Source organism: Nocardia thraciensis, from assembly GCF_054782435.1.
This window is the reverse complement of the sequence record NZ_BAAGSM010000043.1, coordinates 397348-406894: the sequence shown is the minus strand read 5'-3', so window position 1 is coordinate 406894 and position 9547 is coordinate 397348. Positions and strand designations below refer to the sequence as shown.

General features: G+C 68.8%; 3 protein-coding genes. All 3 read right to left on the bottom strand.

The window, feature by feature from the left end; all coding sequences use genetic code 11:
• Positions 1 to 5876 (bottom strand): SDR family NAD(P)-dependent oxidoreductase (locus tag ACYVLQ_RS29145; protein ID WP_460700705.1); only part of this gene is annotated, 5876 nt, incomplete at its 3' end.
• Between the two features lie 350 nt (positions 5877 to 6226).
• Positions 6227 to 8743, bottom strand: a complete 2517-nt coding sequence (locus ACYVLQ_RS29140; RefSeq protein ID WP_460700704.1) for an ABC transporter permease — start codon at positions 8741 to 8743, stop codon at positions 6227 to 6229.
• Positions 8740 to 9480 (bottom strand): ABC transporter ATP-binding protein, encoded by a 741-nt coding sequence (locus ACYVLQ_RS29135; RefSeq protein ID WP_460700703.1) that lies wholly within the window; start codon positions 9478 to 9480, stop codon positions 8740 to 8742. Before ACYVLQ_RS29135 ends, ACYVLQ_RS29140 begins: the two co-directional genes overlap by 4 nt.
• Positions 9481 to 9547 lie beyond the last annotated feature (67 nt).

The window sequence follows — 9547 nt, the reverse complement described above, 5'->3', positions numbered from 1 at the left end:
CCCGCACCCTCACCCCACGAAACACCATCAGCCCCATCAGCAAACGACTTACACCGACCATCCGGAGCCAACCCACGCTGCCGAGAAAACTCCACGAACGCTGCCGGAGTCGCCATGACCGTCACACCCCCGACGAGCGCAAGTCCGCAATCTCCGGCCCGCAACGCCTGGCACGCTTGATGAATCGCCACCAGCGACGACGAACACGCGGTATCCACCGACACCGCCGGACCCTCCAAACCCAAGGCGTAGGAAACGCGGCCGGAGACCAGCGAACCAGCACTCGTCGGTGTCCCATAGTCGTGATACATCACGCCCGCGAAGACGCCGGTGTCACTTCCCCGCAACGTGACCGGATCAATTCCGGCGTCCTCCAATGCCTCCCAGGCCACCTCGAGCAGAATGCGCTGCTGTGGATCGGTTTCCAGCGCCTCGCGCGGGCTGATTCCGAAGAACTCGGCATCGAAATCGCCAGCGTCGTACAGGAATCCGCCCCATCGGGTGTAGGACTTTCCCGAGCCATCCGCGTCCGGATCGAATATCTCCGGGTCCCATCCGCGATCGTCCGGGAATTCATGCACCGCGTCCCGGCCTTCGGCCACCAGATTCCACAATCCGGCACGGGACGTGACCCCGCCCGGATAGCGGCAGCCCACACCGACGATGGCTATCGGCTCGGAGGTCCCGGCGCTTTCGCGCATCGCCCGGCGAGGTCGCGACCGCGTTGTCCCGCCGAGTTTTTCGAGCACATGCTCGGTCAGCGCGGCAGGCGTCGGATAGTCGAAGATCGCCGTCACCGGCACGGACACGCCGGTGGCTCGTCGGACGCGATTGCGAACGTCGAGCGCGGTCAGAGAATCGAATCCGAGATCCCGGAAATTTCGATCGGCATCGATGTCGTCGGGCCCGTCGTATCCCAGGGCCGCCGCGATCTCCGCGGCGATCAGCTCACCCACCACCGCACGACGTTCGGCCGCGCCGAGGTCGGCGAACCGGCTTTCCGCGGCCACCGCCGAACTGCCCGTGCGCGCGACCGGCCGCGCCGCGGGGACGAGGGAGTTCCAGATCGGGGCCGCCGCCCCGGATCGACGGTGCTCCCGCAGCGCACGCGGATCGAGTTGCGCGGCAACGATATCGGGTCGACCGGTCCGCAACGAGGCGTCGAAGAGTCCGAGGCCCGCGGCCGCCGACAGCGGTACGAATCCGATGCGGCCCAACCGGGCGAAATCGTCCGTGGCGAGCGTTGCGGTCATCCCGCGGTCCGCGGCCCAGGGTCCCCAGGCAATCGACACGGCGGGCAGGCCGCTCGCATGCCGTGACCGGGCCAGACCATCCAGAAAAGCGTTCGCCGCCGCGTAATTGGCCTGTGCCGCCGCGCCGATCGCCCCGGCCACGGAGGAGAACAGCACGAACATCCGAAGATCGAGATCCGCGGTCGATTCGTGCAGGTACCAGGCGCCGTCGACCTTGGGCCGCAGGACGCGTTCGAATTCGTCCCGGGTGAGCCCGCCCACCAGTCCGTCCGCCAATACTCCGGCCGCGTGCACCACCCCGACGAGCGGCGCACCACCCGGCACCGCCGCTATCAGGTCCGCGACGGCCGCGCGATCGGATACGTCGCATGCCGCGATCGACACCGAGGCGCCGAGTTCGGACAGTTCGGCACGCAGTTCTTCGCTCCCCGGCGCTGCCGGACCTCGCCGGCTCGTCAGCAACAGGTGGCGAACACCGTACTGCCGCACCAGATGTCGCGCCAGCACCGCACCCAGTCCGCCGGTGCCGCCGGTGATCAGGACGGTACCGGCGGTCAGATCGGGCGCCGGTGCGCCCGCGGAGCCAGCACCGACCAACCGCGGGACATATCCGGCGCCACCCCGCACGGCAACCTGTGGTTCCCGCGCACCGGTCACCGCGGCGACCAGATCGGCGATATCCGTGCTCTCGTCGCCATCGCACACGACCACGCGGTCGGGCTCCTCGGCCTGCACCGAGCGCACCAGGCCCCAGATAGCCGCCGCCGCGGGACGCACCCGGTCGGTATCGGCCACCGAAACCGCACCGCGCGTGCACACCACGAGCGTGCTCCCGGCGAACGTCTCCTCTCCCAGAAACAGTCGCAGCACATCGAATGCCCTGCCCACTGCCGAGTGCGCCTGACCGACGACATCGACGTCGTCGCCCACGCTCCGCAGATCCAGGACCACCGGTCCCGGCGCGGCAACGACCGCGTCGTCCCAGAACGCGTACTGCACCGAGGCACCGGATGTCCGCACCCGTTCCCAGTCCAGCTGCCGGACAGGCACCTGCACCCCGGCCGCCGCGGGCACGTCCCGGACCTCCCGTGCCCGCACCGTCCCGACCGACAGAATCGGACGGCCCTGCCGGTCGGCGATCTCCACCGCCAGGCCCTCGGCCGCGCCGGGCGTGATGCGCGCGCGGACCGCTGTCGCCCCGGAAGCGTGCAAGGCGACGTCCTGCCAGGTGAACGGCACGATCACCGGATCATCGACCGAACGGGTGAGCAAATGCGCGTGCAGGATCGCGTCGAGCAGCACCGGATGTAGCCCGAAGCCCTCGGCGGCGTGCGAATCCGGCAGTGCCGCTTCGACATACAGTTCGTCACCGCGCCGCCACAGTGCGGTCATCCGCCGAAACGCGGGCCCGTAGTGGTATCCGGCCGTATCCAGCCGCTCGTACCAGTCGGTCAGATCGACCGCCACCGCGTCGTCCGGTCGAGCGAGCGAGACATTCTCTTCGGCAAGGGTATTCGCCGCCAACGTCCCTTCGGCGTGCGGCCGCCACTCGTTCTCGTCGGGCGATGCCCGCGAATACACCGAGACCGGTCGGCAGCCCGCCTCGTCGGCCGCGCCGACGATCACCTCCACGTCGACTCCCGCACGGGGCACAGGCACTGGCGCGGCCATGGACAGCTCGAGAATATTCGGGCATCCGACCTCGGCACCGGCGCGGAGGGCCAGTTCGACGAGGACCGACCCCGCGAGCACGACCTGTTCCCCGATCCGATGATCGGCCAGCCATGGCTGCGCGGCCGCAGACAATCGCCCCCGCAATACCACGCCACCGGAATCCGGCAGCGCCACAATCGCATTGGTCAGCGGGTGCCGAGACGCCGCACGCTCCGATCCGCTCGGCGCCGGGGTCGCCTCGGCCCAGAAGCGCCGGTGCGCGAAAGCATATGTGGGCACGGGTACGTAGGCGGCGGATTCGGCTGCCAGTAGCGCACGCCAATCCACCTCGGCGCCATCGGTGTACAACCCGGCCAGCGATTCGACCACCGCCCGGACCTCGTCCCGCCCCTTCCGTAGCGCTGCCACCGATACCACATCGGTGTCGCCCGCGGCCTCCGCCACGAGCCCGGACAGCCCGCCGTCCGGTCCCAGCACGGCGAACCGGAGAGCGCCGGCGGTGACCAGCGCCCGCACCGCATCGGCGAACCGGACCGGTTCCCGAATCTGGCGCACCCAATAGTCCGGACCGGTCGACTCCGGCCCGATCATCGCACCGGAGACGGTGCCGCACAACGCAATCGCGGGCGCCCGGTACTCGATCCGTCCGGCGACTGCGGCGAACTCCTCGAGCATCGGCTCCACGAGCGCCGAATGGAAGGCGTGCGATACCGGTAGCGGGTCGACGCGGTGACCACTGTCCCGCAGTGCGACGGTCACATCCTCGACTCGATCCGCGGCCCCGGAGACCACCACCGCTCGTGGACCGTTGATCGCCGCCAGCTCCACGCCCGCGACCAGCGCCGACCGCACCTCGGCCACGGGCGCGCTTACCGCCGCCATCGCGCCCCCGGGCGGCAGCGCCGCCAGCAGCCGTGCGCGAGCGGCCACCAGCATCGCGGCGTCGGCGAGGTCGAACACCCCGGCCACGTGGGCGGCAGCGAACTCGCCGATCGAATGTCCGACCACGAAATCCGCTCGCACACCAAAGGATTCGAACAGCCGATACAGCGCGACCCCGACCGCGAACAGCGCCGGCTGCGCCTGATCGGTGCGCTCCAAAGCTGCCGAGCCGTCCCACAACATGGCCGCGACCGACGGCAACCCAGCCCGTTCCAGTTCCCCGGCCACGGCATCGAATGCCTGCGCGAACACCGGAAACCTTCGGTACAGCTCCCGCCCCATACCGGTGAATTGGGCGCCCTGCCCCGGAAAGACGAAGGCTGTCTTCCCGGTCCGGGCCACACCCTCGACCACCGATGATGACGGTCGGCCCCGCGCGAGCGTATCCAGTCCGGCCAGCAACTCGTCCCGATCGCCACCCAGCACGACCGCGGTGCGCTCGAACCGCGCGCGATTACCCAGCGACCACGCGACGTCCGCGGCCGACACACCCGGCCTGTCCCGCGCCCAATGCGCGAGTCTGGCGGCCTGCCGCGCCGGGCCCGGCGCGTCGCGGGCCGACACCACCCATGGCAGAACCGGCAAACCGGCGCCACCACCGTCCGAGTGCTCCGTGGGCGGGCCCTCCTCGACGATGACATGCGCGTTGGTACCGCTGATTCCGAACGACGACACTCCCGCCCGGCGCGGCCGCCCGTCGGTGTCCCACGGCCGTGCCGCCGTCGCGGGCTCCACCGCACCGGACGACCAGTCCACATGGGGGCTCGGCTCGTCGATATGCAGCGAACGCGGCACGCGGGCATGGCGCATGGCCAAGACGACCTTCAGCACGCCCGCCGCCCCGGCCGCCGCCTGCGTATGTCCGATGTTGGACTTCAGCGACCCCACCACCACCGGTTCGCGACCGTGACGGTCCTGCCCGTACGTGGCCAGCAACGCGTGTGCCTCGATCGGATCGCCGAGCCGGGTGCCGGTGCCGTGCGCCTCGATCACATCGATATCGCGGGCGGACAGCCCCGCCGACGCCAGGGCCTCCCGAATCACCCGCTGCTGTGCGATCCCGTTCGGCGCGGTCAGGCCGTTGCTCGCACCGTCGTGATTGATCGCGCTGCCGCGTATCACAGCCCAGATCGTGCGGTTGTTGCGCTGCGCGTCGGACAATCGCTCCAGCAGCAGCATGCTCCCGCCCTCGGCCCACCCGACACCGTCGGCCGCGGCGGCGAACGATTTGCAGCGACCGTCGGCGGCCAGTCCACGCTGGCGCGCGAAGGACAGGAACCCAGCGGGGGTCGCGATGATCGTCGCGCCGCCGGCCAATGCCAGATCACATTCCCTCGATCGCAGCGACCGACTCGCCTCGTGCACCGTCACCAACGACGACGAGCAGGCGGTATCGATGGACAGCGCGGGACCGTGCAGCCCCAGGTGATAGGCGATCCGACCGGAGGCGACACTGAGGGCGCTCCCGGTTACCCAGTGCCCCTCGACCCGCGGCCACTGCGCACTGCCGAGCAACCGGGCGCCGTAGTCGTTCGCTGTTATTCCGGCGAACACCCCGGTTCGGCTGCCCCGCAGCGACAGCGGGTCGATATCGGCGTATTCGATGGCCTCCCAAGCGGTTTCCAGCAGAATTCGCTGCTGGGGATCCAGCGACACGGCCTCGCGCGGTGAAATTCCGAAGAATTCCGGATCGAAATCGGCGGCGTCGTCGAGAAAACCACCGGCGCACGAATATGTTCGCCCTGGTGCATCCGGATCCGGGTCGTAGAGCGCGGCGGTATCCCAGCCGCGCTCCGTCGGAAAGGAGCCGACAGCGTCGCGTTCGCCGTCGAGTAGCTCCCACAACTCGTCCGGGGTCGTCACACCACCCGGCAACCGGCATGCCATACCGACCACCGCGATCGGTTCGGACTGTTGTGCCCGTAGCCGTCGGACCTCGCTGTGTGCCTCGCGCGCCTCACCCAGTGTGCGACGCAGGTAGGTTCTGAGCTTCTCCTCGTTCGACAATCCTCAATCCACCGATCGGTCACACAACTGCACACGCGAGCCGCGGCGATGTCTTCTCCCGCCACGCTGCGCGACCTACCGCCGATCCCGCGAACACACGACGCGAACACACGACCTTGACTGCCCGACACCCATGGGCAACCATCCCGGACCGACTCTCGAACCCACCCGGAATTCCACACCCGGCACACGTGACCGGCGCGGAAACAGTAGCCGAACTCGTGCGGAACATAACCGAACCTTCCGTTTTTCACTGTACAACGCAACGTCCAGCTATCGTATCGACAACTCCGAGCCTGTGGTCCCAATAATGGGAAAAGGACTATCGGCTGAATTAGCGGTCTCGCCATTCAGTCGACGGCCAGCGCCTCTACCACCGGCATGCGTGTTGCCCGCACTGCCGGGGGAATCGCCCCGAGCAGGGCCAGCAGCAGAGCTACCGCGCCGTAAACCCCGAGCAACGGACCTACGTGATAGTCGATGTCTATCGACATGGCTCGGCCGATCGCCACGGCGCCCAGGTATTGGATCGCTGCGCCGCCCACCAATCCGCCGACGGCGCCGAGCACACCGATCCCGAGTGCCTCGGCCACCACCGAGCGGAGCAGGAAGCGGCGACTGGTGCCCATCGCGCGGAGCACGCCGATCTCTCGGCGCCGATCCAGCACCGACAGCATCAAGGTGTTGAGCAGCGCGACGGCGGCCACCGCCATGACGATCCACGACGTATTCGTAGCCAGCGCGGTGCCCTGCCGCAAACTGCTCGACGTACCGGCGACGGCCTCCGCACCGGAATCGATCGACAGGTCCTGCGGCACCACCCGACGCAACTCGGCGCGGACGGCATCCGGGTCGGCTCCGGACGCCAGATCCACCGCGAGCATGGTCTCGCCGGGCCGGTTGTACCAATTCCGCATGCGTGGCAGATCCATCATGATGGTTCCGGAGATCGCGGCGAAGTATGGGATCACCTGCACGATCCGGACCTCATGCCGACCTGTCGGGGTAGGCAGGGTGAGCGTGTCCCCCTCGGACAGCCCCAGGCTCCTGGCAACATCGCGAGAGATCACCACCCCCTTTCCCGATACCACCGCCGCACCCGCTTGCGGGGTGACCGCCGTATTGAGTCGACCGAAATCGGCGCCTGCTCCCGCCGGTGGAGCCGGAACTCCCTGCAGCATCACACGCTCGGATCCCACGTTCGCGAATGCCAGCTGCACCGGACCCACGGCCGCGACCCCGGGCAGCGCCGCAATCCGCTCGGCCAGCCCCGTCGGCAGCAACGGACCGGTCGGGAACTGATTCATCGACCCGGGCGTCACCCAGAAGTCCGCGGCCGCCAGATGTTCGAAACTCTGTCCCGCGGAATCGACCACGATCCGGGTCGCACTGCCGGTGGAAACAACCGCCGCGACCCCGATCAACACGGTCATCGCCGTCGCCCACACCCGGCGGGGCGCACGTTCGAGGTTGGTGGCGCCCAGCGCCCCGGGACCACCGAACCGGCGAGCGATGCCCGCGGCCGCCCGCACGACGTGTGCGCTCGCCGCGAACCACCACACGATCAGCGCCCCGAACGCCAGCGATACCGATGCCAGCGACCACGCTCCCGGGGCGTTCGCCGCCACGTAGATCACCGCCGTCACCAGCAGCAGCCCCAGCACCGCCGCGGCCCGGCGCCACGCGGGCCGGATTGCGTCGGAGGTAGCCGCCGCCACCGGAGTCAGCGCCTCGATCGGCTGCACCCGGTATACCGCCCGGGCCGCGAAGGCCGCCGCCACGACGCTGGCCAGGACGCACAATCCCACCGCGACGGGAACCGCATAGCCGGGTACGAGGTACTCGGTGCGCGCCTCCATCGATTGCACGATCGCCGCCGGTAGCTGACCGATCGTGATACGTCCCGCCACAACGCCGATACCGGCGCCCACGAGACCACCGCACAGGCCGACCAGGACGGCCTCCAGGAACAAATCCCGGACCATCGGACCCCGCACGGCCCCGACCGCCCGCAGGACCGCCAATGTCGGACGCCGCTGAGCGATCGCCATCGCCATCGCGTTGTAAGTGAGGAAGGCCGACACCACCAGGGCCGCCGCGGCGGCCATCAAGCTGGAATACCGGATGAGCACCACGACGCCACCGGTCTGGGCGGCACGGAAGCCGGGATCGGCGACCACGGCCCGACCGTTCACCACATCGGTCAGGGCCGTGCGCAACCGCCCTACGTCGGTGCCGGGCGCCGCGATGATCTGCACCGAATCCACCTGCCCGGTGCGCCCGGTGAGGCGTTGCGCGGTCGCCAGCGTGGTCACGACAACGTGCCCGCTGTTCAGCGCACCGGCCTCGGCGTCCGTCACAAGGCCCGCGACAGTGGCCTTTCCGGCGGCGAACGGTATCGTGTCGCCTTCCCGGTAGCCCATGGACGCGCCGACGAGAACCCCGTTGGGTGTGGACAGGAGTTTCCCGGCGTCATCGGCGAACGCGCCGGTGAGCGAACTGCCCAGCTGCGCGATCCGGGCATCCGCCCCCACCAGTAGGGCGCGATTCTCGTTCGAACCGACCTGAGTGCGCATCATCGGTACCGCCGTGCGCACGCCGGGTACGGATTCGATCTCGCCCACCAGGTCCTGTCGAAAACCGGCATCGGTGATCCCGCTGACCTCGACCGCCGAGTCGCCGCCCAATTCGTCGACGAGCCTGTGCATGGAACCGGTGAGCGATCCGGAGATACTGAACACGGCCACCATCAGCGATGCCGATACCCCGAGCACTGTCAGGGACATCAGCGTCCGGCCGGGATGAGCCACCAGCTCACCGATATTGAACAGCCGGAACCGATCCCAGATCGCCCTGGTCCTTCTCACATCACACCGCATCCGGTCGTTTCGTCGGACGTGATATGCCCGTCCTGCAAGGTCAGGACGCGATCGGTGAGCCGGGCCGCGTCCGGATTGTGTGTCACCATGACCACCGCCCGTCCGGTCCCGGCCTCACCGGCGACCTCGGCGAGCAACTCGAGAATCGAGAGGCCCGTCTTCGAATCCAGATTGCCGGTCGGCTCGTCGGCCAGAATCAACGGCGGGTCCATCAGCAATGCCCGCGCGACAGCGACCCGCTGCATTTCACCGCCGGACAACTCCGCCGGCCGGTGCTCGGCGCGCGACCTCAGCCCCACCCTGTCCAGCAACGCGAGCGCGGCGGGCTTCGCCCTGCGTAGCGCCACGCCGTCGACCAGTTTCGGGACGGCGACGTTCTCCCAAGCGGACATCGTCGGCAGGAGGTTGAAGAACTGAAATACGAAACCCACTCGGCGGCGCCGGAATTCGGACTGCTGCTCGTCGTTCAGCACACCGATCTCGGTCTCACCGAACCGGATCGAGCCCGAATCCGGCTTGTCCAGGGCGCCCAGCAAGTGCAGGAGCGTGCTCTTACCCGACCCGGACGGGCCGACGACCGAGACGAAGTGACCACCGGTCAGCGTCACGTCGACACCGTCGAGCGCCCGAACCGTCTGCCCACCGACCCGATATTCCCGAACCACGTTCGTGCAGGTGACAGAGAGCGACATCGAACTCCCGACGGCATCGTTGGCAGACGGCATGAATCGGAGCATGCCACACCGCCACCGCCGACCCAATAGAAAAGCGGCCGACCGCTCGCGGCGCTGG

What these genes read in the sequence shown, in the direction of transcription:
- ACYVLQ_RS29135 (WP_460700703.1), bottom strand. Translation starts at nt 9,480, where the DNA reads ATGCCGTCTGCCAACGATGCCGTCGGGAGTTCGATGTCGCTCTCTGTC.